The organism is Ferdinandcohnia sp. SAFN-114, from assembly GCF_059415045.1.
In genome coordinates this window covers 1-24,787 of record NZ_JBPFDQ010000001.1, presented here as the reverse complement: position 1 = coordinate 24,787, position 24,787 = coordinate 1, and the positions used below count along the sequence as shown (strand labels likewise).

The window sequence follows — 24,787 nt, the reverse complement described above, 5'->3', positions numbered from 1 at the left end:
TTCGGAGAGGTGGCGATTATCTTTGCGGACGTTCTCACTACTCAAGGATTTACCGGTCTATGATGAAAAGTCTGCCGAAGAGCTCGGCCGAGTTTCAGATCTTTGTATCACATCGGATGGCAAGGTGAATGCCCTGATCTTGAAAGGGAAAGGACTTTTTGAACGAGATCGAGTAGTCCCTATGGAAAGTATCTCCTCCATTGGAGATGATGGTGTCATGGTTTCGGACAGGTCGCTTTTGGAGCTACTTGACAATGAAGCCGATACACCCACATATTTTTTACACACCCATCATGGATTATTCCGAAAGCCGCTTTTGTCCTCTGAAGGTCAAAAATTAGGCTTACTTGAAGATGTATATTTTACAGAAGAAGTGGGCACTATTATAGGGTATGAAGTAACGGATGGCTTTTTTGCTGATATAACAGAAGGAAAAAAGGTAATCAAAACCAACGAGCCTTTAAAAATCGGTGAAGATGTCATCGTCGTATCTATAAATTAGGAATTCCATGATGTGAGGTGTACCCTGTGAAGTGCCCAAACTGTAAAAGTAAAGATATCGGTAAAATTGGTGTCAACCAATATTACTGCTGGGGATGTTTTATCGAACTATCTGTTAACAAAGGACAAATATTCACACATCAGGTAGAGGAAGATGGCACACTCAGTTCGTTGGATGATCTGTTTGCTGAGGACGACAGAAGGATCAGTATGTAATCCTAAACAAGGAGTGAAGAGGATATGAACAAAACAATGACTTCTCTAATCACTATAGGTCTAGGTGCTGCGGCATACGGAATTATGCAAAGAACAGATGTAATGTCTGCCCGCAACATGAAAAAAATGCGCAAACGCATTACGAAAATGTTTTAAATGAAAACCCCACGGATGTGGGGTTTTTTGGTATTGGTTTGGAAATCTAGAGAAAGAGGCTCGCAACTGGAAAAAAAATTAGGAGTTGGCGAACCAGCAAAGTGTAGAAAGAGGCCCGCAACTGGATAAAATCAGGAGTTGGCGAACCAGCAAAGTGTAGAAAGAGGCTCTCAATTGGATAAAATTAGGAGTTAGCAAACCAGCAAAGTGTAGAAAGAGGCTCTCAATTGGATAAAATTAGGAGTTAGCAAACCAGCAAAGTGTAGAAAGAGGTCCTCAATTGGATAAAATTAGGAATTGGCGAACCAGCAAAGTGTAGAAAGAGGCTCTCAATTGGATAAAATTAGGAATTGGCGAACCAGCAAAGTATAGAAAGAGTCCCGCAACTGGATAAAATTAGGAGTTAGCGAACCAGCAAAGTGTAGAAAGAGTCCCGCAACTGGATAAAATTAGGAGTTATCGAACCAGCAAAGAAGAGAAAGAGGCTCGCAACTGGATAAAACTAGGAGTTATAGAACCAGCAAAGTAGAGAAAGAGGTTCACCCCTGGATAAAACTATGATTCGCCATACCAGCTATAAGGTTTAATAAACCATCCCAATAAATCCCCCCCAAAAACTGTCTCGGACCACTTTTACTTCCTTTTATCTACATAATATGAGCCTCTGCCAAATGATATCAAATCGAAATTTTTGGATAGGATTCTTTGTATTGTTTTTTTTGATCTTATAACCTTACACCAATTATAAATAACATCCACAGTTATACGTTTTTTAGGAAAAAGGAACCTAAACTCCTCTATACTCCTTAGCACGGCTAATTCTTTGTCCTCTACAAAGCCACATTTTTTACAAAACAAAGTTTGCCCTTTTGTATCTTCATATCCCAAGCACCCACACTTACAAACAATCCCCTTTTCCAACTCCTCATATGTATAATCAGGCAGGCGCGAATAGGGATTTTTCGTTATATGCAAAGAAGCCAATTTATGTGCTAAGTCAATATGACCATCGGAAACCCGAGATGCCGCACCCGCATCTAGTTTTTTAATAAATCGACCAAGTTGCGCATGGAATACATAAGAGCCATTTACCGGTGCCTCATATAAAAAAAACTCTGGGTTGATGAATATGACATGAGATTCAACGGGGACATTAAACTTCAAATCTTGGAGGAGTTGCCGAAATAAGGATTCACTACGGGAGATTTGAATGAGTGGGTTTTTGATTTCTTTTCCATTAATAATGTGCAAGCGTCCATCTTTGATGTAATAGTCTCCTTCGTAGTTCTTTACTTCAAAGATGATTATTTTCTTTTGCGTGATAAGCAGGGAATCAATTTGGAAGAGGGTGTTGTTCACTTTCAGGAGAAGGTCGTTTAATATGAGGCATTCATTTGTGAGGCCTAAAAGCAATTGGTCAAACTGTTTTTCACCTGCCCAGCCTTTTTCGAGGGATACATAGTTGTTTTCGTCTTCTTCCTCTAATTTTTTGTGGACGCGTAAAGAGCGAAGTAACTCTAGTTCAATGTTTTCACCACGTGGTTTAATAACTATAACCAATTTACCACATCCTTTCAGCTATATTTTACAAAATAATCTTTCTTTTTACAATATTATAGGTTACGAGCACGACCCGTATAAAACCGCATAGACTCCAAAAACTACTAACAAGGGAGTGGATGGAAATGAGTGAAAATAGAATTAAATGGATCTTCAGAATATCACTATTATTACTAGCATTTTTGACTATCTATATTTTTTTGAAATTGGCACCAGTTTGGCTCCCGATTCTTTTACTCTTAAAAACATTTCTGGTTCCTTTCGTTTTTTCTATTTTTATCGCTTATTTACTACATCCTATCATCGAAAAAATCAGCAATCGTGGAGTACCGAGATCGCTTGCAATCCTACTGATATATTTGGTTTTTTTCGGTGGGGTTGGTTTTGGTATATACAAAGGAATTCCGGTGATTCTTGCACAGCTCAAGGATCTTGCTGAGAGCTTTCCGGAATTCAGTAAGACCTACAGGGTCTGGTTAAAAGAAATTGAATCAGGAAGTTCACAGCTTCCTGCTTTTGTTCACGCACAGCTTGATGATTTGCTTAATTCGCTAGAAAATTATGTGGATTTTCTGCTTTCAAGGACAATTGAATTTTTGAAAGCATTGTTTAATTCCATTTTCATCATTGCTATCATTCCATTCATTGTTTTTTATTTGTTGAAGGATCACGACCAAATGATGAAAGCACTTTGGTATATAACGCCTCGAAAACTTAGAAGAGCTGGTCAGCTTTTTTTTCGAGATGTTGATGAGTCGTTGGGGAATTATATTAGAGGGCAGTTGATTGTTTGTTTGCTTGTTGGATCAACTGCTTCAGTTGCATTTTGGATTTCCGGTATGAAATATCCCTTATTATTTGGAAGCATTGTTGGTATAACGAATATCATTCCATACTTCGGTCCGATCATTGGTGCAATTCCTGCCGCTATTATAGCTGCTACCATTTCAATCAAAATGCTTATCATCGTGGTTCTTGTTGTGTTTGGCCTTCAGTTTATCGAAGGAAACCTGCTTTCACCAATTATTGTCGGGAAAAGCTTACGATTACATCCGATTGTGATAATAGCGGCGTTATTAGTAGGAGGAGAAGTTGGTGGAGTGGTAGGCCTGATTGTGGCTGTTCCGGTTGTAGCCATATTAAAGGTGTTTATTGTTCACGCGAAACAGCATTTTACAGTTGCCAGAAAGGAACATTAACACAATGAACGCCGACGTTGACAAACATTTTTGACTTGAATATAATTGACAAGAACTAGGTAATACATAATGTAACAATTTAATCACAATCAGTGAAAACTATGAAGGAATCAGTATGTTACAGTACCATCAAACCAGAGAGAAATTTCCAAGGCTGAGAGGAATTTCGGATGAAGGGTAATAGAAAGCTACTCCTGAGTGTAGGTAAACCTACCGGTGAATACCGTTATCAATATACGAAGGTGATGGACACTATTTCTTTGTGTCCATAATCAGGGTGGTACCGCGAGCATACTCTCGTCCCTGTTTTTTAGGGGATTAGAGTATTTTTTTATGTCTAAAATGTAATTGGAGGTAATGAAATGAAACAGTTAACATCAGCTCAAGTTCGCCAAATGTTTTTGGATTTTTTCCAATCAAAGGGGCATGCAATAGAACCAAGTGCTTCCTTAGTTCCACATGAAGATCCGTCCTTACTATGGATTAATAGTGGTGTTGCGACTTTAAAAAAATATTTTGATGGACGTGTAATCCCTCAAAATCCAAGAATTTGTAATGCACAAAAATCGATTCGTACAAATGACATTGAAAATGTTGGAAAAACAGCACGCCACCATACTTTCTTTGAAATGCTAGGGAATTTTTCCATTGGTGATTATTTCAAAGAGGAAGCAATTGAATGGGCGTGGGAATTTTTAACAAGCAAAGACTGGATTGGCTTTGACCCAGAGAAGCTTTCTGTTACGATTCATCCTGAGGATGATGAAGCGTTTGAGCTTTGGAATAAAAAGATAGGAATTCCTGAGGAGCGAATCATTCGTCTTGAAGGAAACTTTTGGGATATCGGTGAAGGTCCAAGTGGTCCAAATACAGAAATCTTCTTTGACAGAGGTGAAGAATTTGGAAATGACCCGAATGATCCAGAATTATATCCAGGTGGAGAAAATGAGCGATATTTAGAAATTTGGAACCTTGTGTTCTCACAATTTAATCATAATCCAGATGGTTCTTATACACCACTACCAAAAAAGAATATTGATACAGGAATGGGTCTTGAAAGAATGTGCTCTGTTATTCAAAACGTGCCTACGAACTTTGACACAGATCTATTTATGCCGATTATAGAGGCAACAGAATCCATTTCAGGTGAAAAATATCGTCAATCAAAAGAAAAGGATGAAGCATTTAAAGTTATTGCTGACCACATCCGTACAGTTACATTTGCAGTAGGTGATGGGGCGCTTCCTTCCAATGAAGGTCGAGGTTATGTAATCAGACGCTTATTAAGACGCGCTGTACGTTATGCAAAACAAATATCCATCAACCGTCCGTTCATGTATGAACTCGTTCCAGTTGTTGGGGAGATTATGGTTGATTTTTATCCGGAAGTTAAAGAGAAGACTGAATTTATTCAGAAAGTCGTGAAAACAGAAGAGGAACGCTTTCACGAAACTTTACATGATGGATTAGCAATACTATCAACTGTTATTCAAAAGGAAAAAGCAAAAGGCAGTAACATTATTTCAGGTGCAGATGTCTTCCGTTTATATGATACGTATGGTTTCCCTGTTGAATTAACTGAGGAATACGCAGAAGAAGAAGGTATGAAAGTCGACCACGATGGCTTTGAGCGTGAAATGGAAAGTCAACGTGAACGAGCAAGATCTGCTCGTCAAGATGTTGATTCCATGCAGGTCCAAAGCGGGGTTCTTGGTGAAATTAAAGTTGAAAGTACATTTGTTGGGTATGATGAACTTGAAGCTGAATCAACCGTTCTTGTCATCGTAAAAGACGGAGAAATGGTGGAGAAGGCAAATGAAGGTGACGAAATTCAACTTATTTTAGACCAAACGCCTTTTTACGCTGAGAGTGGTGGACAAATCGCGGATGAAGGTACAGTTGAAAACGAAAATACAAAACTAGTTGTAAAAGACGTTCAAAAAGCGCCTAATGGACAAAACCTTCATCGGGTAGTTGTTGAAAAAGGAAGTTTAACAAAAGGTGACAAGCTTCATTCGAAGGTTGACCAAGAGAATCGTTCTGGTGTTATTAAAAACCACACGGCAACTCACTTGTTACATCAAGCATTAAAAGATGTGCTCGGTGCGCACGTAAACCAAGCGGGTTCACTTGTGACATCGAATCGTTTACGTTTTGACTTCTCTCATTTTGGTCAAATTAAGCAAGACGAGATTGAGCAAATTGAAGCGATTGTGAATGAAAAAGTGTGGAGCAGCATTCCAGTTAATATTGACTATAAATCTCTAGCTGAGGCAAAAGCAATGGGAGCAATGGCCCTATTCGGTGAAAAGTATGGCAACATCGTTCGTGTTGTTCAGGTTGGTGACTATAGTTTAGAGCTTTGTGGTGGTTGTCATGTACCAAATACATCAACTATCGGGTTATTCAAAATCGTTTCTGAGTCCGGAATAGGCGCAGGTACACGCCGTATTGAAGCTGTAACTGGTGAAGCGGCATATCATGTAATCAATGACCAAGTAAAAATGCTACAGGAAGTTGCTAGCCTATTAAAAACAAAGCCTGCAGAAGTTCCAAGTCGTATTGAAGCATTACAACTTGAAATTCGCAATTTGCATCGTGAAAATGAATCACTTTCAGCAAAACTTGGCAATATAGAAGCTGGAAGCCTGGTTGAAAAAGCGAAAGAAATTAATGGCGCAACTGTTTTATATAGTAAGGTAAATGCCCAAGATATGAATAATCTTCGTGCAATGGTAGATGACTTAAAGCAAAAGCTTGGGTCAGCAGTAATTGTCTTAGGTTCTGTAAACGAAGACAAGGTAAACTTAACGGCTGGTGTAACAAAAGACTTAATTGAAAAAGGTTTCCATGCCGGAAAATTAATTAAGGAAGTAGCAACTCGTTGTGGTGGGGGCGGTGGTGGCCGACCTGATATGGCGCAAGCGGGTGGTAAAAATCCAGAACAACTTGAATCCGCACTACAATTTGTAGAAGAATGGGTAAAAAGTATCTAAAATAAGTGAATTTGTATCATACTGTCACAAAAGTATGATACAAAATGTCACTTCTTGTTTCTATTTAGTTGTGATTAGTGTACAATGAGTGGTAAGATTTACATGTACGGATGCGGACACCAGAATCTAAAGAGTGAGGTGCAAAACTTGAGCTCATTTGATAAAACGATGAAATTCAACTTTCCAGAGGAACCAGTTGAAACAAATGTAAATGAAGTATTATTCAATGTTTATGATGCTCTTCAAGAAAAAGGATATAATCCAATTAATCAAATTGTAGGATACTTGTTATCCGGAGATCCTGCATACATTCCACGTCATAATGATGCAAGGAATATTATCCGAAAGCTTGAACGAGATGAAATAATCGAGGAGTTAGTTAAGTCGTATTTAAAGATCCATCGTGAGGGGTAAAACGAATGAGGATTCTCGGTTTGGACGTCGGCTCTAAAACAGTCGGTGTCGCCGTTAGTGATGAAATGGGCTGGACTGCTCAAGGCATTGAAACAATCAAGATAAATGAAGAACGACAGCAGTTTGGCTTAGAAAGACTTGGTGAAATTATCAAGGAATATAAAGTAGAATCTGTTGTGATTGGTTTACCTAAGAATATGAATGGAACTATTGGACCACGTGGTGAAGCCAGTCAATACTATGCGGATATGGTACAAGAGAAATTCGGTTTGCCTGTTGTATTGTGGGACGAGCGTCTCTCAACAGTAGCAGCTGAACGTGTCCTATTATCAGCGGATGTAAGTCGAAAAAAGAGAAAGCAGGTCATTGATAAAATGGCTGCAGTCATGATCCTCCAGGGGTATCTAGATAGTAAAAATTAATGAGGTGGATTAAAATGGAACATGGTGAAAAGCAAATAACAGTAATTGACGAGCAAGGAAACGAAATTCTTTGTGAGGTTTTATTTACATTCGAATCGGAAGAATTTGGAAAATCATACGTCCTTTACTATCCTGTAAGTGATGAAAATGAAGATGATGAAGACATCGAAATTCATGCATCAAGCTTTAGCCCTTCTGAAGACGGAGAAGATGGTGAACTAAAACCAATCGAAACGGAAGAAGAATGGGACCTTGTCGAAGAAATGTTAAATACATTCCTTGATGAAGAAGGAGAAGAATAAAAACAGCCTCGGGCTGTTTTTTTCATTTGGCTCCTTTCTAATTGATTGTTGTTTTTATAAGATATGCAAACAAAGTTGATTGAAGCGGAAGGCGGCGACTCCTCGAAAATGTATTCACATTTTCTTCGTGCGTGGGTTATTTCAAAGAAGCAAATTCAATGTCCAGCGTGAAAAGCGTGAAACTTGAGACCCCGCAGGAGCGTATGCGACAAGGAGGCTCAAGCCACGCCCGCGGAAAGCGGCCGCCTGCAGTGAAGATCAACGGCGTCAAAGACAAAAAAATCCTGCAAAGGCAGTCTATGTTTTTCTCCAACTTATGGCTTAAAAAATTTCAATTGATACCTAAAAATGCACGAAATTTTTAGAAAAAACTGCAAAAATATAGTGAATTCTCCCTAAAATTGACGAATTAGATAAAAAAATGTAGTATAATAATTCGAGTGAGGGGAGGATTTTCGATATATGTCTGATAACGAATCGAAAAAGGATTTATATAAAAAGAATTTGCAAGAACGGCATAGAGAAGCCAAAACAATCCGTAAAATTGTGTTTATCGTATTTATCGTTATATTAGTAGTTTTATCTGGAATAATTGGCGGAGGCTATTTATATATAAAATCAGCACTTGAGCCTGTTGACCCTACGAATAAGGAACCAATCGAAGTAACTATACCAATTGGTTCGTCGCCAACAGCGATTGCAAGAATCCTTGAAGAAAATAATATTGTGAAACACGCAAAAGTTTTTCGTTATTACACAAAATTTAAAAATGTATCAGGTTTTCAGGCTGGCGAATATACATTTAATCAATCTATGAATTTTGACCAAATCATTGAAAGTCTGAAATCAGGAATCCTTATGGGAGAAGCAGCTTTTAAACTAGTGATACCAGAAGGAAAACAACTTGAAGAAATTGCAACAATTATTGCGGAGCAAACCGGTTATACTCAGGAAGAGATCATGGAAAAGGTCGATGACCCTGCCTATGTTAAAGACTTGATTAGCAGGTTTCCAAATACACTATCGGATGAAATTTTAAACAAGGATATTAAACATCCACTAGAAGGTTATTTATTCCCAGCAACGTATTCATTTTATGAGAAAAAGCCTTCAATTGAATCCATAGTCGAAACCATGCTAGAACAAACGGATAAAATCCTAGTGAAATACGTAGGGCTAATGGAAGGGAACAACTACATTGATTCTACTCATAAACTATTAACCATGGCGTCATTAATAGAAGAAGAGGCAACGGCACAAACAGACCGTGAGCAAATTTCCAGCGTATTTTATAATCGTCTAGATGATGGAATGCCACTTCAGACCGACCCTACTGTTCTTTATGCATTAGGAGAACATAAAAAACGTGTCCTATATGATCATCTTGAAGTGAACTCGCCATACAACACATATAAAAACCAAGGTTTAACACCTGGACCAATTGCAAATGCCGGTGAATCATCCTTATCAGCTGCCTTAAATCCTGCAGAGACTGATTATTTATATTTCTTAGCCGCTCCAACAGGAGATGTGTATTACTCCAAGACATTAGAAGAGCATAACGCTAAAAAAGCACAGTATATAACCAATCAAGAATAACTTACTAGGGAACCCAATATGGCGTTCCCTTTTTCTTTATGGTAAAATAAGTTGGAACTTTATTCAGTAGATATCACTCTCATTTATAGTGGGATTAAGTATTAGTTAAAAAACTTCTTGGGGTTCAAACACGGACTGAATAAAATTAGCCTCCGGCGGATGCAAAGATTTTTCAAAGGAAGTTTTTCGAGCATGCTCGAAAAACTCTGGCGCAAATACGCCAATGCGTATTTGATTAGGTATACAAAAACAAATGACTGCACTTTTTAACCAATACCACCATACTGAAATGGAGGTTTTTTTCTTGTTATCAAGCAAAATAACCAATTATCTAGAAGATCTATTTCCAAAAAGAGACGAAATCATTGAAGAAATTGAACAATATGCAAAAGAAAACAATATACCAATTATGGAACTAGTAGGCATTGAAACAATGCTTCAAATATTGCGTATATCTGAGCCAAAGCAAATTTTAGAAATTGGAACAGCAATCGGCTATTCTGCGATTCGAATGGCTCAGGCACTTCCAAAGACAAAAATTGTCACTATTGAAAGGGATCTAGAAAGATACGAAAAAGCCCTTGAAAATATTGAACGAACAGGGACAGGCTCACAAATTGAAGTGATTTTCGGGGATGCTCTTGAAGCTGCCGAAGAAGTAAAGAAACATGGGGAATTTGATTGCATTTTTATCGATGCTGCTAAAGGGCAATATCGACATTTTTTTGACATCTATGAAAAATGCCTTTCAAAGGATGGTTTAATTGTAACGGATAATGTACTATTTAAAGGGCTTGTTGCAGAGGAACAAATTGAGAGTAAAAGAATAAGAAATCTTGTTACAAAAATTAAATCCTATAATGAATGGCTCCTCGCACACCCAGATTATCTGACTACTATCTTACCTGTTGGGGATGGGGTTGCATTAAGTAAAAGAAGAGGTGTAACGGAATGAAGAAACCAGAGTTGCTGGTGACTCCTACATGTGTAGAAGATATTGAACCACTGATAAATGCTGGTGCTACAGCATTTATTATTGGTGAACAACGATACGGCTTACGTCTTGCGGGTGAATTTAACCGGGAGGAAATAGTAAAAGCAGTTGAGGTTGCTCATGCACATGACGCTAAAATATATGTTGCAATGAATGCTCTTTTCCACAATGAAAAGGTCCCTGAGTTAGGAGACTATGTTGCGTTTCTACGTGATAGCAATGTTGATGCGATTGTTTTTGGTGACCCTGCCGTACTGATGACTGTTAAAGAGGTTGCACCAGAAATGAAACTTCACTGGAATACTGAAACAACAGCGACAAATTGGTATACATGCAATTACTGGGGCAGAAAAGGCTCAAAGCGTGCAGTTCTAGCACGTGAGTTAAATATGGATGCAATTGTTGAAATTAAGGAAAATGCAGAAGTTGAAATTGAAGTTCAAGTACATGGAATGATGTGCATGTTCCAATCGAAGCGTTCCTTAGTCGGAAACTATTTCGAATATCAAGGCAATGTAATGGAAATTGAAAATCGCAAAAAAGAAAAAGATATGTTTCTATTTGATGAAGAGCGCGGTAATAAATATCCTATTTTTGAAGACGAAAATGGCACTCATATCATGAGCCCAAATGATGTGTGTATTGTCGATGAACTGGAAGAAATGATTGATGCTGGTGTAGATAGCTTTAAAATTGAGGGGATTTTAAAATCAACAGAGTATCTGATTGAGGTTACAAAAATCTATCGAAAAGCAATAGACTTATGTGTCGAAAATCGTGATGAGTATGAAGATATCAAGGATGAATTATTAACGAAACTTGAGAAACTTCAACCAACTAATCGACCACTAGATACAGGTTTCTATTTTAAAGAAACAGTTTACTAACTTTATTCATTAGAAGACTGAATAAAGCTAGAGCCTCCGGCGGAGACATGCGATTTTTAAAGGAAGTTTTTCTAGCAGTAAGATCAAAGACTAAGAACGCCACTTCCTGTGGCAACGTCTTTATGACCCACTTCCTGTGGGCCTAAAATCTGGGCGCAATATGCCAAGGCGCATTTGATATAAAGTGATAAAGGAGGATATTGTATGACAGCAGTTGTGAAAGAACCTATTTCAAAAATAGTAGACGGCAAACGTGTAATTGTTAAAAAACCTGAATTGCTTGCTCCAGCAGGTAACCTTGAAAAACTAAAAATTGCTGTTCATTATGGGGCGGATGCTGTTTTTATTGGTGGTCAAGAATATGGATTGCGTTCAAATGCTGATAATTTTACATTAGAAGAAATCGCAGAAGGTGTCGAATTTGCGAAAAAATATGGTGCGAAAATCTATGTTACAACAAATATATTTGCTCATAATGAAAATATAGATGGATTAGATGAATACTTGGTCGGACTGGAAAATGCTGGAGTATCTGGAATTATTGTAGCAGATCCACTTATTATTGAAACGTGCAAGCGAGTGGCTCCAAAGATGGAAGTACACTTAAGTACACAGCAATCACTTTCTAACTGGAAGGCTGTTCAATTTTGGAAAGAAGAGGGATTAGAACGTGTTGTTTTAGCGCGTGAAACAAGTGCCGAAGAAATAAAAGAAATGAAGGAAAAGGTCGATATTGAAATCGAAACTTTTGTTCATGGTGCGATGTGTATTGCCTATTCTGGACGTTGTACATTAAGTAATCATATGACAGCCCGCGATTCGAATCGTGGTGGTTGTTGCCAATCATGTCGTTGGGATTACGATTTATTTAAGTTGGATGAAAATGAAAATGAAGTAGCCCTTTTTGATGATAGTGATGCTCCATTTGCAATGAGTCCAAAAGATTTAAAGCTAATCGAATCGATTCCACGCATGATTGAATTAGGAATTGATAGCTTGAAAATTGAAGGACGAATGAAGTCAATTCATTATATTGCAACAGTAGTAAGTGTTTATCGTAAAGTTATCGATGCGTATAGTGCTGATCCAGATAATTTCGTCATAGATGAAGAGTGGCTTAAAGAGCTTGATAAATGTGCAAATCGTGAGACGGCTCCTGCCTTCTTTGAAGGGGTTCCTGGTGTATCAGAGCAAATGTATGGTATGCATAGTAAAAAAACAACTTATGATTTTGCAGGTCTCGTGTTAGACTATGAGAAGGAATCAGGAATTGTAACGTTACAACAGCGCAATTACTTTAAAAAGGGCGACCAGGTTGAATTTTTCGGCCCTGAAATTGACAACTTTACACAAACAGTTGATACGATTTGGGATGAGGACGGAAACGAAATAGAAGCTGCGAAACATCCATTGCAAATTGTTTCATTTAAAGTGGACAAGCTTGTTTATCCAAACAACATGATGCGAAAGGGGAAGTAAGATGAGCAGAAAGCCAATTGTCATTGGCATTGCTGGGGGCTCAGGATCTGGTAAAACCAGTGTTTCTAAAGCCATTTATGAGCATTTTAGAGGCCATTCAATCATGATGATTGAGCAGGATTCCTATTACAAAGATCAAAGTGATATACCTTTTGAAGATAGATTAAGTACAAATTATGATCATCCATTGGCTTTTGACAATGATTTACTCATTGAGCATATTAAAAATCTTCTTGAATATAAAGGTATAAGAAAACCAGTTTATGACTATAAATTTCATACAAGGTCTTCTGAAGTGATTGATGTTGAACCTAAAGATGTCATTATTTTAGAAGGAATTCTTGTTCTTGAGGATGAAAGATTACGCGATTTGATGGATATTAAGCTATATGTTGACACGGACGCCGATATCCGCATCATCCGAAGAATGCTACGTGACATAAAAGACCGTGGCCGTACGTTAGATTCTGTTATCGAACAGTATGAAACAGTGGTTCGTCCGATGCATAATCAATTCATTGAACCAACGAAGAGATATGCAGACATTATCATCCCCGAAGGTGGACAAAATCACGTTGCAATAGACCTAATGGTAACAAAAATTCAAACAATTCTTGAACAAAAAGTGATTTTGTAATAACATAACAGAGAAAAAGGTGTTATGATAGTACAATCAATAAGGAAAGGAATGGTGGTAATTTTCTACCATTCCTTTCCCTACATACAATAAAGAAACAAATCGTACTACATATTTTAACTTAAAAGCAATCACAGGGGGATTGTAACGACTACAAGGAGTGAAGGGATTATGGTAGAGAAAGTATTTCCTATGACATTAGAAGGAAAGCAAAAATTAGAGCAGGAATTAGAGCATTTAAAGACAGTTAAGCGCAAAGAAGTAGTTGAGCGCATTAAAATTGCAAGAAGCTTTGGGGATCTTTCAGAGAACTCAGAGTATGACTCTGCGAAAGATGAACAAGCATTTGTTGAAGGACGTATTACAACAATTGAAAATATGATCCGTAATGCAAAGATTATTGAAGAAGACGCTGACAGTGCTGGCCGTGTTTCACTAGGAAAATCTGTGACGTTTATTGAACTTCCAGATGGTGAAGAAGAAACATATACAATTGTAGGAAGTGCAGAAGCAGACCCATTTGAAGGAAAAATCTCAAATGACTCTCCAATTGCCAAAAGCCTTTTAGGTAAACATGTTGGTGATAAGGTAACTGTTCAAACTCCAGGTGGAGAAATGCTTGTCGAAATCACTAAGATTGACTAGTATTGACATGCACTAGGACTTTTTATAACATTTTAATATGTATAAATAGTGTGACACCTCGTCGAAACTGTAGACGAGGTGTTTTTTCTATGGCTATTAAAAGACGAGCAGTACTAATTCTGATATTCATTCTGTTAGGCTTAGCTGGATTAATGGGCAGGCTCATACAATTACAGCTAGTAAGTACAGAATCATTTACGGATCGAGATGTGAATTTAATTGAGGCAAGTGTATCGCAACGAACTCAAGAACTTGTTATTGATCAAGGCCGTGGTAGATTTATTGACCGAAATAAAAAGGCGTTAACTCATGAATATTATCCTACACTCGTGTTGTTTCCTTTTTTAAAAAACGTTGAATGGCCAGTTGAAGAAGTGGCGGATATTGTAAATATTCCTGCTTCAAAACTAAAAAATGAAATCCATGAAGCGAAAAAACCGGTTATTGTAGGTGGAGAAAGACCCATAGAATTAACGGAAACGCAAATGAATAAAATCAATAACCTCCAAATTCCTGGTGTATTTGCTGTCCATCGTCAATATGAACTCGATAGTGAAATCGCCGAACACTTAATCGGTTTAATCCGGGAAAACAGAGAGTTGTTTGAAAAACGTTATCCAGAGAAAAACTATTTACCGAAAAATACAAAGCTAGGTATCACTGGTTTACAATCTACGTTTGATGAATTTTTATTACCAGAAGGAGAGGCGAAGCTTTTATATCACGTAGCAGGCGATGGAGGACCTTTATTCGGTATTGATGTAAAGTACACGGCACCTGCAAATCCTTATTATCCAGTTGCTATTCAGACAACACTTGATCGAGACCTCCAGATGTTAACAGAAGAGATACTTGATAAGCATGATTTGAAAAAGGGTGGAATTGTTCTTCTTGATATTGAATCTAACGATTTACTTGCTATGGTGAGCAAACCAGATATAAATTCATCAAACCCATTTAGGGATGGTTCTGCTGAAAATCAAATGATTATGCCACAATTCCCTGGTTCAGTGTTTAAGACAGTCATAGCCGCAGCTACAATTGAAAATCAACAAATCTCAAACGATCGAATGTTTAATTGTGACCAAGATTTGTACGGAGAAGGGCGAGCCGAATACCCACATGGTATGCTGAACTTTCAGGATAGCTTTGCAAAAAGCTGTAATTTCACCTTTGCTAAGCTAGCGCAAGAATTAATACAAAAAGACCAAAACGTGATTGAACAGTATTCAGAAATGCTTGGTTTACTTGGACCAGTTGGTTGGAATGGGGATGTATTCCGATTTCAAGATTTTAAGCAGCTACCAAATGAATACAATGGTCGAATTTGGACGGATGAACGTGACAAAAAAGTAGCAAAAGCAGTTGCGCAAACAGCAATTGGCCAAAAGGATGTTAGAGTAACTCCATTGGGAATTGCAAATATGATGGCAACTATTGCTCGTGGCGGATCCAAAAAGGAAGTTCGTACAGTTAGTGATGTATTATATAAAAACGGAACAACTCTATTCTCATTTTCGAAACAGGATATGGACGGACCAAAAATCGCTCCTTATACGGCAAGTAAACTTCAAGAATTATTAAGGGGAGTGGTTTTATCCGGAACGGGACAAAGGTTCGCACAACTTCCCTATACTGTAGCCGGAAAATCTGGTACTGCTGAGACAGGAAAAAAACAAGGTGATGCAGTCCTTGTAAATAAATGGTTTGCAGGTTATTTTCCATTTGAAAAACCAAAGTACGCGCTTGTCGTCGTCGATATAGAACAGCCAGGATCAAAATCTGTAACCAATACTGTTTTTTATGAAATTGTACAAGGGATATATCAATTGGAACAGGAAAAAGGTACCAATCAAAGCGACTGATAAAGAAATGTCTTCAACCTTTCTTTCACACATGCTAGAATAAGAAGATAGTTTACTGATTAATAGTCGTTTTTAGGAGGTACTATTATATGGGGTATGAGATAAACAAACTGAATGAAGGGCCTCGATCTGAAAGAAGAGCGAAAAGAAAAAAGGTAAATCGAATTTTAAATATTTTAATTGTCCTTGTGGTTGTTATGATTGTCTTTTTTGGAGGAAAGTTAATTTTTGGTGATAAAAATGTTGATGATTCAGTAGCTTCCAAACAGACAAACCAACCGGCAAATGATAATGGAAAAGCTGCTTCAGATCCTTCAGACAATAAAGAGAATGAAGCAGAGAAAACTTCTGGCGAAACAAATGAACAAACGAAAGAAGACACCAAAGAAGAAACGCCTGAAGAAAATGAAGAGCAAAAAACAACAGAATCGGAAGAATCTGAAGTGATTACAGAAGGTGATCCTGAATCAAATATTGTGAAAACAATCGTTAATTCTGCATGGAAGCCTGTCGGTACTGAACAAGCAGAACCACATACAACGAACTTCACTCCTGATTCAGTTGACCGCAACGAAATGGAAATGGCTACAAGCTATGCCACTGGCTTTGACCGCTCAGATATGGTTGTGTGGTGGCTTGGCAGAAACGGTGGAAATTCGATTACTGCTACGGTTTCATCAAAAACTACAAAACAAGTACTTAAAGTATATTTAGATTGGGTTCCTAACGAAGGCTGGAAACCAACTAAAATTGAAGAATTAAAAGAAAATGACAGTGAAACCTATAAAAACTATAAAACTTCAGAACCTGATGAAGACGAACATGAACCAGATGAAGATTAAGTATACGCAGGATATTCCTGCGTTTTTTTGTGCCGTTTTCTCAACTAATAATTGATAATAGCAGTATAATATGTTAAATTTAGAACAATTCATTGTTTAATTCATACTATACTTATAGGAATAATAACTAATTGCGGAGAGTGAGAAAAATGGGACGAGAATTTTTAGATGTTTTTGAAGGTTGGGCGGAATCTTATGATTCAACTGTAACCGGTCATGATGTGGAATATAAAGAAGTGTTTTCACGATATGATGACATTTTAAATGATGTTGTACAAAAATCTGGCCATGCCGTTTTGGAGTTTGGTGTTGGCACAGGAAATCTCACTCAAAAATTACTTAACAATAATAAAAAAGTGTATGGAGTGGAACCATCAAAGCCGATGCGGGAAATTGCATTAGAAAAGCTTCATAACTTTGCTTTTGAAATAGAAGATGGGGACTTTATTGTTTTCAATAGGCCAACTGCTCAGATTGATACTATTGTAAGTACGTATGCATTTCACCACTTAACAGATACCGAGAAAAAACAAGCTATTTCACAATATAGCAACTTGCTTGAAAAAGGTGGTAAAATAGTGTTTGCGGATACAATGTTTGAGAATAAACAAGAATATACAATGACGATTCATTCCGCAAAACAAAATGGCTTTCATAACCTTGCAAAAGATCTAGAGACGGAATATTACACAACCATTCCTGTATTACGTGAAATTGCAGAGCAAAATGGCTTTACTGTTGTTTTTACACGGTTTAATCATTTTGTTTGGGTCATGGAGGCAACGAAACAGTAAATACGAAAGGTGATACGTACGAATGAAGATAGCAATTATCGGAGCAATGGATGAAGAAGTAGCAATTTTAAGAGAGAAAATTGAGAATAGACAGGAAACCACAGTTGCTGAAAGTGTTTTTTATACCGGGACGCTGAATGGGTATGATGTTATTTTATTAAAATCAGGTATTGGGAAAGTTAATGCTGCTATATCTACAACTATTTTATTACAACAATTTAAACCAGATTATGTTGTAAATACAGGCTCTGCAGGTGGTCATTTAAAAACGCTTAATGTAGGAGATATCGTCATTTCTTCAGAGGTAAGACATCATGATGTGGATGTAACTGCTTTTAACTATGAATATGGGCAAGTTCCTGGATTGCCTGCTGCATTTAAAGCAGATGAAAAGCTAATCGAATTAGCCGAAAAAAGTGCCGAAGGAATCACAGATATACAGGTTGTGACAGGATTGATTGCAACAGGTGACTCCTTCATGAATGATCCGGAGCGAGTTTCATTTGTAAGTCAAAAGTTTGGTGATCTATATGCTGTAGAGATGGAAGCAGCGGCAGTAGCTCAAGTTTGCCACCAATTTAAAGTACCATTTGTAGTAATCCGTGCTTTATCGGATATCGCAGGTAAAGAGTCTGATGTATCGTTTGAACAATTCCTCGAAACGGCAGCAGCACATTCATCAAACGTGGTTGAAAAAATAGTAGAACAGATTAATAAGTCTTTATAACTTTATTCAGGATAACTTAGATTTTTGACCAAAATGATTTTTACAATATTGAATAGAGTAAGCAACAGGCTGAATAAAGTTATGCCTCCGGCGGATGCCACAGATTTTCAATGGAAGATTTTCGAGCAGTAAGATCAAAGACTAAGAACGCCACTTCCTGTGGCAACGTCTTTATGACCCACTTCTGTTGACCTAAAATCTGGGCGCGAATTCGTCAAGGCGAATTTGATTAAAACGGAGTGAATTAACATGCAAGTGTATCAAAATGTTCACGGGCTTATCGGAAATACCCCGATTGTTGAGATTACGAAATTTCCATTAGCTAATGGTGTTCGTCTTTTTGCAAAGCTCGAATTCTTTAATCCGGGCGGGAGTATAAAAGATCGTTTAGGAGTTGAACTTCTTCAAGAAGCTTTTGCTACAGGTCAGTTAACTGAAGGAGGAACGATTATTGAGCCTACTGCCGGCAATACTGGGATTGGACTTGCACTTGCTGCAATCAATCGTAATGTAAATGTGATTCTTTGTGTTCCTGAAAAGTTCTCAGTTGAAAAACAAGAGTTGATGAAGGCATTAGGTGCCACTATCGTCAATACTCCAACAGAGGCAGGTATGACTGGTGCGATTGAAAAGGCAAAAGAGCTTCTTAATGAAATTCCAAATTCCTATTGTCCACAGCAATTCGCAAACCCAGCGAACCCTGAAACCTACTACAAAACAATTGGACCCGAGATTTGGCAACAGCTTGAAGGACAATTAGATATTTTCGTAGCGGGAGCAGGTACTGGTGGTACTTTTATGGGGACTGCGAAGTATTTAAAGGAAAAGAAACAGTCCATAAAGACCGTGATCGTTGAACCAGAGGGCTCAATCTTAAATGGTGGTGAATCAGGTCCACATAAAACAGAAGGTATTGGCATGGAATTTCTTCCAGGCTATATGGATACATCCTATTTTGACTCGATTCATACTGTATCTGATGAAGATGCGTTCCGACGAGTGAAAGAAATAGCACGTTCGGAGGGGCTTCTTGTCGGCAGTTCTTCAGGTGCAGCCCTTCATGCTGCTCTTGTAGAGTCAGAAAAGGCACAGCCAGGATCACATATTCTAGTCATTTTTCCTGATAGTAGTGAACGCTATTTAAGTAAAAAAATATATCAAGGTGGGATTTAACGATGAAACGTAAAACGATGCTTATTCATGGAGGAGTTGGCGAGGATCCACAGACAGGTGCGGTTAATACGCCTATCTACCAGGTTAGCACATATAAACAAGAAGGAATTGGAGGCCATAAAGGCTTTGAATATTCAAGAACTGGAAATCCAACCAGACATGCACTAGAAGAATTAATTAAGGATATTGAAGGTGGAGAAAGAGGGTTTGCATTTGGCTCTGGTATGGCTGCGATTACAGCCGTAATGATGTTATTTAACAGCGGGGACCATGTCATTTTAACAGACGATGTATACGGTGGAACATATCGCATAATGACAAAGGTTCTTAACCGACTAGGTATTGATTCAACCTTTGTTGATACGAGTAATCTGGACAATATTGAAGGTGAAATTCGTGAAAATACTAAAGCGATTTATATCGAATCTCCAACAAATCCTTTATTAAAAATTACCGATATTAAAGGGGCTTCAGAAATTGCAAAGAAACATAACCTCTTAACTATCGTTGATAACACGTTTAGCACACCGTATTGGCAAACACCAATTGCACTTGGTGCTGATATTGTTTTACACAGTGCTACCAAATATATTGGTGGTCATAGCGATGTAGTAGCTGGTCTTGCGGTTGTTAACTCTGCTAAGCTGGGTGAAGAATTACATTTCGTTCAAAATTCAACTGGAGGGGTTCTTGGTCCTCAGGATTCCTGGTTATTAATTCGTGGAATTCGTACACTTGGAGTAAGGATGGAAGAGCATGAGGAAAATACGAAGAAAATAGTCGAGTTTCTTCAAAACCATCCAGCGGTTAATAAAGTATACTATCCAGGGATTGAATCCCATCCAAATCACGCCATTGCTAAAGAACAAGCAAAAGGATTTGGTGGAATGGTTTCCTTTGATGTTGGCAGTGAAGAAAATGCAGATAAGCTATTAAGTAAAGTTAAATACTTTACCTTAGCGGAAAGTTTAGGTGCAGTCGAAAGCTTGATTTCTGTGCCAGCTAAAATGACCCATGCCTCCATCCCAGCAGATCGCCGTGCGGAACTAGGCATTGGAGATGGGCTAGTACGTATTTCTGTTGGTTTAGAAGATGTTGAAGACTTAATCGAAGACCTCGAACAAGGCTTGCGATAAAAATATAAACCTCTGGCCCTTTTATGGGTTAGAGGTTTTTTTCAGTGATTCAAACTGCTAATATTTACATCCGTAACAACCTATCAAGCTATGATATTATAGGGTAGAAGTTTAATAAATTGGTAGGTGGATACATGATGGAACAAAGTAAACAAATGAAGAACCTGCGTACTAAAGTCAAAGACTACACAAACTTCGGTTACATCCTTCTTGTATTAAGTGTATTTTTATATATCGGCGTTATCATTCCAGAGGGACGTTCTCCGTTTCAACTATATACAATGATGGGTTCTACACTCATTCTCTTAAGCTTGTCATTTACATTTTTTAATTTAGTGATTAAATATAAAAAACGACTCGAAGAATAATAGTCCTTCACCTAAATTTTTGGTGAAGGAATTTTTTTGCAAAAAAAGTGTTTACATGTGCACCTTAATTGGTTATAATTACCACAGTAGGAAAAAATTAATGACAAAAGGAGGTCGAGTAAAATGATGAAAGTAAAAGTGACGATGACAAATATTACAACTTCATATGAAACAATCTATTCGACCAAACCGGTGATTAATTTTTAATTTTATTGATACGTTAATCATGCCACAGGTGGAATAGTACGCCTGTGGCTTTATTATGCCCTTAACGCCACAGGACTCGTATACCTGTGGCCTTTTTGTGTCAATTTTTCCTACACAAGTTTTTAAATGTAAAGCTAACGAACAAAGGAGGTGAGCAAATAATGACCATCAATCTATTTTTCTTAACAATCTCAATTTCAAAACGTGAAAAGTCTATCGAGGAATATGTACATGAAGAAAAAGTCAATAAACATATGGAAGAAATGAAGGAACGCCAATATTCAATGATACGCTTATTTTAATCAACCAAAAATAAGAAAAGGAAAGGGGAATGTAAAATGTTAATGAGAAATTTTCCGATTATAGCTTGGTTATCTGTGGAGAAGGATTCCACCTAACGTACTAAAATCATAGGAGGAGTTTCGAATGCTTTCGGTACATGTGCTGATTTTTACCATTTTATTTTCAAAGAAAGATAAACAATAAATTGAAAGGAGCGCCATACGAGGCGCTCCTTTTTGCCGACTTAATTTTGTCAAATTTCTTTAACACAATGTTCAAAAGTGGATAACGTTTACACAGTTCCTAAGTGATAAAGTAAAAGTAAGAAGTACATCCTTTATGGAGGTTGATAAATATGTTTATGATCGTTATGGGAGTTGTTATTACAGCTGTTATTGCCATTGTTATTGGAACAGAGGTAAGTGTAGAATTATAAAAAATCAGAAAAAAAGTGGACTGCATAGCCTGCAGTCCACTTATACTTTATGTCCTTCTTTTTTCTTTTTCTGCGCGATAAAATTCATGGAACATTTTCATTAATGCACGCTTTTCAATCCGCGATACATAGCTTCTTGAGATACCAAGTTCTTTAGCAATTTCACGCTGGGTTTTTTCCTTCTTTAAATCAAGTCCGAACCTGCCCACAATTACTTCCTTTTCCCGGTCATCAAGGACATCAATGTATTCTTTAATCTTCTCAAGCTCCATATTTAATTGGATGGTTTCAATCACATCTTCCGTTTCAGATTTTAACACATCAATTAGACTAATTTCATTTCCTTCTTTATCCTGGCCGATTGGATCATGAAGAGAAACATCCTTTTTTGTCTTTTTTAGGGCTCGCAAGTGCATTAAAATCTCATTTTCTATACAACGCGCGGCATACGTTGCAAGTTTCGTTCCTTTTCCTTGTGAATAGCTTTCGATTGCCTTAATCAAACCGATAGTCCCAATTGATATGAGATCCTCTGTGTCCTCACCTGTGTTTTCGAATTTTTTTACTATATGAGCGACTAACCGTAGATTATGTTCAATTAACACATTCCGAGCATGTTCATTTCCCTCGGCCAACAATTGTAAGTATTTCTTCTCATCAGAAGAAGATAACGGTTGAGGAAAAGCATTGTTTTTAACATAGGATACTAAAAATAATAATTCTTTTACAAAATAACCTAATGCTGCTAAAAGTCCAGACATTCGCTCACCTCCACATATATCGTAGTGTATGTATCCATATCCATTACACTACTACCCTAGGCGTTTGCCCATTTACTTAATGTTATGTAGAAAGATGCTTCCTTGTGTCTGTCCAATGTAAAAAAGCTGAGGATAGTACAAAAGAAGAACTTTTATACTCCATCAGCCTTAAAAATTTCGAGTTACTTTATAATAGTAAAAAATGGTGCGATTGCAATGATCAAAGCAAATCCAAAAACAACGATGGAACCAGGTTTATTTTTATCTTTCCAAAGAGAAATGGAAAACCCGACTGCATAGAGAGTGGTAATAGTCATCATCAAATAAATAAATGCATTCATACCTTAATCTCTTATCCTTTCATAACTAGGTAATTCCGACTGACGCCCAAATTCAGAAAAGGTGATATCGACTTTAACGCTAATATCTGCTTCAGGATAGGATTTCATCCAATCATAATCCTCCCATTCTGGGATAGTTAAAAAATGTTTTCTAGCTTCTAGGGAAAAACCAAAGAGGTCAGCTTTGAATTCCTCCTGCGTACGTTTAAGAAGATTATTAATTCTTTGTTCAAAACCTTTTTTGATGTGATCCTTTAATTCGCTCCTTTTTTGCTCATTATCTGAATAGCTCACCATACTATGGTCTGTTAAAATTTTTGCTTGGAGAGGTAGATTCACCATGATTTTTGGTGCTTGCTTTGATACATCCATAGTTATTTGAGGGGAGTTTATTTGAATAAAGCGTGATGTAATAAAATAATTTTTCTTAAAAGGGTCTGGGAAAGAAACCAAAAAGCTAGGGTTAGTTGCTTCTTTGTTAAGCAATTGAGTTAACCTTGTCTCCTCCACTGATAATTTTCCAATCCTTTGTCCCTCTTTAAAGACTGCAGAACCAAGAAATTGGGCTGGGTTAGTATCACCAGTTACATTTAAGTTTCCAGCTATGAAGTTTGCATCGATGTTTTTTTTGGCAGTCACTTTGTCTTGCTCAGTCGTAGCATAGGCAGAAATAAATAAATCTGCATCTGCTTCTGTTATTCTAAAAAAATTGTGTATCTGAGAATTTGGAATAAATCCAATTTCGGTTGCATGGTCGAACATTGTCTCAAAATATTCATGTCTTCTTGTTTCAAGCTTTGGTTTGTTTTGATCAATAAAAGTCTTTGCCTCTTCCTTCGTAACTATGATTTTTGAATCACGTCTAATTTCACGGTCCTTGGTTGCATCATACATCCAGCGAACAAAATCTTTATCTTTTGCAAGCTCCTCTGAAACAATAAAGAAGTCTAAAATGTCGTATGTAATAGCTTTCGCTATAACAGCGTTAGCGATATTTTGTGATTGAATAAAATCTGAAGCATTGAATGTAATTGTTTCATGTGTTGGTTCACTTGAGCCTCCACCTTCTTGCGTTGAACCAGCTTCTGGATTAGATATTAGATAAGTGATTTTTATAAATCCTTTTACATCTGTTTTATCAAGACCAATTCCAAGGACATAAGCTCTTTGATCAATCTCCTCCATATCCCAGCAGCCGACTAACATCAATAAAGTAAATAGTATTAAGAATGGCCTAATTTTTTTGGCTTGTTTTTTCATGTTTCAAATCCCCTCTAAGTTTTGCAACTATCCACATGACACAAGGAAGCAAAAGAAACATAGGGCTCAGAATGTTAATCAGATTTTCTCTTATCTTAAAGATTGTGAAGGTAGGCGCCTCTGGTGCAATCCCGAAAATAACAACGATTGTTGCTATAATGGGTGTTAGATATTCAAAATTTTTAATATTACATATACCACCGATAAATATGGCAATTAAATATAAATAGACTGTAAAACGAATAAATGAGGCAATTATCCAAAATGGAAAGAAAAAAGTTTCAATATTTGTTAAAAATCCTACCCTAATTAAGCGTATTAATTCTTGATAAGGATAATCAATCATTTTTAATCCCTCATAATCGAAAACAAGTAAATAGATGATAAATGAAATAGTAATCTCAATAATCACAATAGAAAATGCAATCCAGGTTCCTTTTTTATAGGCTTTTGCTGATACAAGGTAGGGAGCAATTAATCCTAAATAAAAGAATTCTACAAAAATAGATACATGGGTGGACTAACCTAAAATAGTGAGACAATATAAAACACCTCCAAAATGGCAATACTTGAGATAAGTATTGTGAC

General features: G+C 37.2%; 27 protein-coding genes and 1 other annotated feature. Of the genes, 22 read left to right on the top strand and 5 right to left on the bottom strand.

The genetic code is table 11. The features are described 5' to 3' along the window. Nucleotides 1-22 precede the first annotated feature (22 nt). Genes ACR65M_RS00135 through ACR65M_RS00125 form a run of 3 tightly spaced genes read left to right on the top strand, consistent with a single transcriptional unit; the run spans nt 23 to nt 873 of the window. Complete coding sequence (locus ACR65M_RS00135; RefSeq protein ID WP_440272222.1) at nt 23-502, top strand: PRC-barrel domain-containing protein; 480 nt, start codon at nt 23-25, stop codon at nt 500-502. Between the two features lie 26 nt (nt 503-528). Further along, a complete protein-coding gene (locus ACR65M_RS00130; RefSeq protein WP_010678234.1) occupies nt 529-717 on the top strand; it encodes a YrzR-like zinc ribbon domain in 189 nt (62 codons plus the stop codon). Nucleotides 718-741: 24 nt separating this feature from the next. Then, nucleotides 742-873: a DUF3918 family protein gene (locus ACR65M_RS00125; RefSeq protein WP_121447300.1), complete on the top strand. Its 132-nt coding sequence runs from the start codon at nt 742-744 to the stop codon at nt 871-873. A 633-nt stretch (nt 874-1,506) separates the two neighbouring features. Here ACR65M_RS00125 and ACR65M_RS00120 read toward each other — a convergent pair. Further along, the gene (locus tag ACR65M_RS00120) at nt 1,507-2,433 is read right to left on the bottom strand and encodes a nuclease-related domain-containing protein (RefSeq protein WP_440272221.1); all 927 of its coding nucleotides are present in this window, start codon (nt 2,431-2,433) and stop codon (nt 1,507-1,509) included. A gap of 125 nt (nt 2,434-2,558) precedes the next feature. Here ACR65M_RS00120 and ACR65M_RS00115 point away from each other — a divergent pair, with 125 nt between their 5' ends. The 19 genes from ACR65M_RS00115 to ACR65M_RS00025 all read left to right on the top strand — a co-directional run bounded on the left by ACR65M_RS00115 (nt 2,559) and on the right by ACR65M_RS00025 (nt 21,421). Beyond that, on the top strand, nt 2,559-3,632 hold the full coding sequence (locus ACR65M_RS00115; RefSeq protein ID WP_440272220.1) for an AI-2E family transporter: 1,074 nt from the start codon (nt 2,559-2,561) through the stop codon (nt 3,630-3,632). A gap of 92 nt (nt 3,633-3,724) precedes the next feature. Next, nucleotides 3,725-3,940, top strand: a binding site (T-box leader). A gap of 54 nt (nt 3,941-3,994) precedes the next feature. Next, nucleotides 3,995-6,628 (top strand): alanine--tRNA ligase, encoded by a 2,634-nt coding sequence (alaS, locus tag ACR65M_RS00110; protein ID WP_440272219.1) that lies wholly within the window; start codon nt 3,995-3,997, stop codon nt 6,626-6,628. 147 nt (nt 6,629-6,775) lie between these two features. After that, complete coding sequence (locus ACR65M_RS00105) at nt 6,776-7,042, top strand: IreB family regulatory phosphoprotein (protein ID WP_010678229.1); 267 nt, start codon at nt 6,776-6,778, stop codon at nt 7,040-7,042. A 5-nt stretch (nt 7,043-7,047) separates the two neighbouring features. After that, entirely contained in the window at nt 7,048-7,464 is a 417-nt protein-coding gene (gene ruvX, locus ACR65M_RS00100) for a Holliday junction resolvase RuvX (RefSeq protein WP_121447297.1), read from the top strand. Nucleotides 7,465-7,478: 14 nt separating this feature from the next. Continuing rightward, nucleotides 7,479-7,766, top strand: a complete 288-nt coding sequence (locus ACR65M_RS00095; RefSeq protein ID WP_341330779.1) for a DUF1292 domain-containing protein — start codon at nt 7,479-7,481, stop codon at nt 7,764-7,766. Nucleotides 7,767-8,228: 462 nt separating this feature from the next. Further along, nucleotides 8,229-9,365 (top strand): endolytic transglycosylase MltG, encoded by a 1,137-nt coding sequence (mltG, locus tag ACR65M_RS00090; protein WP_440272218.1) that lies wholly within the window; start codon nt 8,229-8,231, stop codon nt 9,363-9,365. 304 nt (nt 9,366-9,669) lie between these two features. Then, nucleotides 9,670-10,320, top strand: a complete 651-nt coding sequence (locus tag ACR65M_RS00085) for an O-methyltransferase (RefSeq protein ID WP_440272217.1) — start codon at nt 9,670-9,672, stop codon at nt 10,318-10,320. Next, nucleotides 10,317-11,246, top strand: a complete 930-nt coding sequence (locus ACR65M_RS00080) for a peptidase U32 family protein (RefSeq protein ID WP_341330782.1) — start codon at nt 10,317-10,319, stop codon at nt 11,244-11,246. Before ACR65M_RS00085 ends, ACR65M_RS00080 begins: the two co-directional genes overlap by 4 nt. A gap of 204 nt (nt 11,247-11,450) precedes the next feature. Continuing rightward, a complete protein-coding gene (locus ACR65M_RS00075; RefSeq protein WP_440272216.1) occupies nt 11,451-12,725 on the top strand; it encodes a peptidase U32 family protein in 1,275 nt (424 codons plus the stop codon). 1 nt (nt 12,726) lies between these two features. After that, nucleotides 12,727-13,362 (top strand): uridine kinase, encoded by a 636-nt coding sequence (udk, locus tag ACR65M_RS00070; RefSeq protein WP_121447291.1) that lies wholly within the window; start codon nt 12,727-12,729, stop codon nt 13,360-13,362. A 168-nt stretch (nt 13,363-13,530) separates the two neighbouring features. Beyond that, entirely contained in the window at nt 13,531-14,007 is a 477-nt protein-coding gene (greA, locus tag ACR65M_RS00065; protein ID WP_099352177.1) for a transcription elongation factor GreA, read from the top strand. Nucleotides 14,008-14,096: 89 nt separating this feature from the next. Beyond that, complete coding sequence (locus ACR65M_RS00060) at nt 14,097-15,872, top strand: peptidoglycan D,D-transpeptidase FtsI family protein (RefSeq protein WP_440272215.1); 1,776 nt, start codon at nt 14,097-14,099, stop codon at nt 15,870-15,872. Between the two features lie 89 nt (nt 15,873-15,961). Next, nucleotides 15,962-16,714, top strand: coding sequence for a YrrS family protein (locus ACR65M_RS00055; RefSeq protein WP_440272214.1), 753 nt, complete (start codon nt 15,962-15,964; stop codon nt 16,712-16,714). 149 nt (nt 16,715-16,863) lie between these two features. Next, entirely contained in the window at nt 16,864-17,508 is a 645-nt protein-coding gene (locus ACR65M_RS00050) for a class I SAM-dependent methyltransferase (RefSeq protein WP_341330786.1), read from the top strand. A 22-nt stretch (nt 17,509-17,530) separates the two neighbouring features. After that, nucleotides 17,531-18,235 (top strand): 5'-methylthioadenosine/S-adenosylhomocysteine nucleosidase, encoded by a 705-nt coding sequence (gene mtnN / locus ACR65M_RS00045; RefSeq protein ID WP_440272213.1) that lies wholly within the window; start codon nt 17,531-17,533, stop codon nt 18,233-18,235. Nucleotides 18,236-18,484: 249 nt separating this feature from the next. Then, nucleotides 18,485-19,408: a PLP-dependent cysteine synthase family protein gene (locus ACR65M_RS00040; protein WP_341330788.1), complete on the top strand. Its 924-nt coding sequence runs from the start codon at nt 18,485-18,487 to the stop codon at nt 19,406-19,408. 2 nt (nt 19,409-19,410) lie between these two features. Next, nucleotides 19,411-20,544 (top strand): bifunctional cystathionine gamma-lyase/homocysteine desulfhydrase, encoded by a 1,134-nt coding sequence (locus ACR65M_RS00035; RefSeq protein WP_440272212.1) that lies wholly within the window; start codon nt 19,411-19,413, stop codon nt 20,542-20,544. Between the two features lie 137 nt (nt 20,545-20,681). Next, entirely contained in the window at nt 20,682-20,912 is a 231-nt protein-coding gene (locus tag ACR65M_RS00030) for a YrhC family protein (protein ID WP_440272211.1), read from the top strand. Nucleotides 20,913-21,280: 368 nt separating this feature from the next. Then, nucleotides 21,281-21,421 (top strand): YrzI family small protein, encoded by a 141-nt coding sequence (locus ACR65M_RS00025; RefSeq protein WP_121447284.1) that lies wholly within the window; start codon nt 21,281-21,283, stop codon nt 21,419-21,421. Between the two features lie 463 nt (nt 21,422-21,884). On the opposite strand, the gene sigK is transcribed toward ACR65M_RS00025, so the two are convergent. The 4 genes from sigK to ACR65M_RS00005 form a co-directional block, all read right to left on the bottom strand. Continuing rightward, entirely contained in the window at nt 21,885-22,598 is a 714-nt protein-coding gene (sigK, locus tag ACR65M_RS00020; protein WP_099352185.1) for an RNA polymerase sporulation sigma factor SigK, read from the bottom strand. A gap of 182 nt (nt 22,599-22,780) precedes the next feature. Then, on the bottom strand, nt 22,781-22,939 hold the full coding sequence (locus ACR65M_RS00015; protein ID WP_341330792.1) for a hypothetical protein: 159 nt from the start codon (nt 22,937-22,939) through the stop codon (nt 22,781-22,783). A gap of 3 nt (nt 22,940-22,942) precedes the next feature. Then, the gene (locus ACR65M_RS00010; protein WP_440272210.1) at nt 22,943-24,199 is read right to left on the bottom strand and encodes a Ger(x)C family spore germination protein; all 1,257 of its coding nucleotides are present in this window, start codon (nt 24,197-24,199) and stop codon (nt 22,943-22,945) included. Continuing rightward, nucleotides 24,174-24,704, bottom strand: a complete 531-nt coding sequence (locus ACR65M_RS00005; protein ID WP_440272288.1) for a GerAB/ArcD/ProY family transporter — start codon at nt 24,702-24,704, stop codon at nt 24,174-24,176. Before ACR65M_RS00005 ends, ACR65M_RS00010 begins: the two co-directional genes overlap by 26 nt. Nucleotides 24,705-24,787: the final 83 nt, after the last annotated feature.

Bases quoted from the DNA above. Each gene is read 5' to 3' on its own strand.
- ACR65M_RS00125 (WP_121447300.1), top strand. From the start codon at position 742: ATGAACAAAACAATGACTTCTCTAATCACTATAGGTCTAGGTGCTGCG.
- ACR65M_RS00115 (WP_440272220.1), top strand. From the start codon at position 2,559: ATGAGTGAAAATAGAATTAAATGGATCTTCAGAATATCACTATTATTA.
- alaS (WP_440272219.1), top strand. From the start codon at position 3,995: ATGAAACAGTTAACATCAGCTCAAGTTCGCCAAATGTTTTTGGATTTT.
- ruvX (WP_121447297.1), top strand. From the start codon at position 7,048: ATGAGGATTCTCGGTTTGGACGTCGGCTCTAAAACAGTCGGTGTCGCC.
- ACR65M_RS00095 (WP_341330779.1), top strand. From the start codon at position 7,479: ATGGAACATGGTGAAAAGCAAATAACAGTAATTGACGAGCAAGGAAAC.
- mltG (WP_440272218.1), top strand. From the start codon at position 8,229: ATGTCTGATAACGAATCGAAAAAGGATTTATATAAAAAGAATTTGCAA.
- ACR65M_RS00080 (WP_341330782.1), top strand. From the start codon at position 10,317: ATGAAGAAACCAGAGTTGCTGGTGACTCCTACATGTGTAGAAGATATT.
- ACR65M_RS00075 (WP_440272216.1), top strand. From the start codon at position 11,451: ATGACAGCAGTTGTGAAAGAACCTATTTCAAAAATAGTAGACGGCAAA.
- udk (WP_121447291.1), top strand. From the start codon at position 12,727: ATGAGCAGAAAGCCAATTGTCATTGGCATTGCTGGGGGCTCAGGATCT.
- ACR65M_RS00060 (WP_440272215.1), top strand. From the start codon at position 14,097: ATGGCTATTAAAAGACGAGCAGTACTAATTCTGATATTCATTCTGTTA.
- ACR65M_RS00055 (WP_440272214.1), top strand. From the start codon at position 15,962: ATGGGGTATGAGATAAACAAACTGAATGAAGGGCCTCGATCTGAAAGA.
- ACR65M_RS00050 (WP_341330786.1), top strand. From the start codon at position 16,864: ATGGGACGAGAATTTTTAGATGTTTTTGAAGGTTGGGCGGAATCTTAT.
- mtnN (WP_440272213.1), top strand. From the start codon at position 17,531: ATGAAGATAGCAATTATCGGAGCAATGGATGAAGAAGTAGCAATTTTA.
- ACR65M_RS00040 (WP_341330788.1), top strand. From the start codon at position 18,485: ATGCAAGTGTATCAAAATGTTCACGGGCTTATCGGAAATACCCCGATT.
- ACR65M_RS00035 (WP_440272212.1), top strand. From the start codon at position 19,411: ATGAAACGTAAAACGATGCTTATTCATGGAGGAGTTGGCGAGGATCCA.
- ACR65M_RS00030 (WP_440272211.1), top strand. From the start codon at position 20,682: ATGGAACAAAGTAAACAAATGAAGAACCTGCGTACTAAAGTCAAAGAC.
- ACR65M_RS00025 (WP_121447284.1), top strand. From the start codon at position 21,281: ATGACCATCAATCTATTTTTCTTAACAATCTCAATTTCAAAACGTGAA.
- sigK (WP_099352185.1), bottom strand. From the start codon at position 22,598: ATGTCTGGACTTTTAGCAGCATTAGGTTATTTTGTAAAAGAATTATTA.
- ACR65M_RS00015 (WP_341330792.1), bottom strand. From the start codon at position 22,939: ATGAATGCATTTATTTATTTGATGATGACTATTACCACTCTCTATGCA.
- ACR65M_RS00010 (WP_440272210.1), bottom strand. From the start codon at position 24,199: ATGAAAAAACAAGCCAAAAAAATTAGGCCATTCTTAATACTATTTACT.